Origin of the sequence: Acinetobacter sichuanensis (assembly GCF_003024515.2) — a bacterium.
Lineage (GTDB): Bacteria > Pseudomonadota > Gammaproteobacteria > Pseudomonadales > Moraxellaceae > Acinetobacter > Acinetobacter sichuanensis.
Genome location: NZ_PYIX02000148.1, coordinates 1 through 1,357, shown reverse-complemented (window position 1 = coordinate 1,357; position 1,357 = coordinate 1). Strand labels below are relative to the sequence as shown.

3 protein-coding genes are annotated in these 1,357 nt (G+C 38.5%); 2 read left to right on the top strand and 1 reads right to left on the bottom strand.

Translation table 11 applies throughout. The features are described from left to right. Positions 1-68 precede the first annotated feature (68 nt). On the bottom strand, positions 69-743 hold the full coding sequence (locus C9E89_RS22600) for a LexA family protein (RefSeq protein WP_107010305.1): 675 nt from the start codon (positions 741-743) through the stop codon (positions 69-71). Positions 744-844: 101 nt separating this feature from the next. On the opposite strand from C9E89_RS22600, the gene C9E89_RS22595 reads away from it, so the two are divergent. Together C9E89_RS22595 and C9E89_RS22590 are read left to right on the top strand one after the other, a co-directional pair. Next, positions 845-1,033: a hypothetical protein gene (locus C9E89_RS22595; protein WP_107010304.1), complete on the top strand. Its 189-nt coding sequence runs from the start codon at positions 845-847 to the stop codon at positions 1,031-1,033. Between the two features lie 69 nt (positions 1,034-1,102). Continuing rightward, positions 1,103-1,357, top strand: a 255-nt coding sequence (locus C9E89_RS22590) for a phage regulatory CII family protein (protein ID WP_322887911.1), incomplete at its 3' end; no start/stop codon positions are given.

Genomic DNA, 1,357 nt, shown 5'->3' with positions numbered 1-1,357 from the left:
GATCATTATTCTTTCCTTTTTTTCGTAAGGTTGAGCAATCAACTTAGTGCTTAATACTGTGGGGATATTTAGTACTTAAGGCTTCTATTATGTGCAACAACAACTCCGATGATAGATATTTCAATTTGATTTGAGTTGAGTGTTGGGTAATCAGGGTTTAAAGGGACAAGTTCAATAACATCAACACCAAACTCATTTACACCAATTACACGGTACTTTTTAAAAGTTGTTCTTGCTACTCCATGTTGAATCTCTTGTGCAATAACAAGCGAACCAGGTTTGGCTTCAAGCGAGCCATCAACAACAAGCTCGTCCCCAGGTTGGAATTCTGGAGCCATGCTTAAACCCTCAACTTTTAGCGAGAATACACATTCTGGACGCAAATTTTCATAGGTTGTCCAGCTTATTCCTAAGGGATTTATTCCGTCATAACCAACTTCATTAAGCAAACCTGCTTGCACATAGTCTAGTAAAGGTATTTGTCGTAAAGGGGTATTAGTAAAAGAAACATTACTCTCAGACTGGTAAGCATCAGTAGATCTTAAGCCAGCTCCATCTAAAAGCCATTGTGGAGTTGTTTTTAATGCTGTGGATAAAGCCCCAATATGTTTTGCACTTGGTTTGTTTGTTCCATTAACCCACCCATGAACTGTGGCACGCCCAGCCCCAGTACCTCTTATGAGGTCAGCTTGAGTCAACTCAAGTTCCTTCATTCTCAAGTTTATGCGTTCAGCCGTATCCATAAAAACCCCCTACTATTGTTCGGAATTGTGAACTAAATTATTGACGAATACACGAATCTGTGTTTCACTTAACCGAACAATAAAAATTCGGTTACTGGAATATGAATGTTGCAGAGTTGCGAGAGCATTATTGCGTTAAGAACAACGCACTTTTGGCTCAAAAAATAAATTATGGAAGAACCACTGTTTGGGAATGGGAAAAAAAAGGCATCCCGCCACGTACCCAAGCGCTTTTTGAAATTCTTACCGAAGGAAAATTAAAAGCAGACCGTCAAGCGTTGATCAATTAAATATTCCACAAGCAAATTATTTCTTTTCTTTGCTTAAAAATATACGTGAAAGAAAACAAGGATTTCACAATGCAAGAAATTTCACTGAGTAGAGAAGCTCAAACTGCCATTTTTAAAATGATTAACCAAACTCAAGGGATTTCACCAAAAGAAATTGCTCAGGTTACAGGTGATTCACACAACACGATCTGTAATTACGGAAATGTGGGTATGCCTAATCATTTACCGAGTTTAAAGAAACTCGAGGCAATCATGATGTACACGCGAAATCTTGAAATTTTGAAAGTGTGGGCGCATCAGTTGGGTTATGCCTTAGTTCCAGTG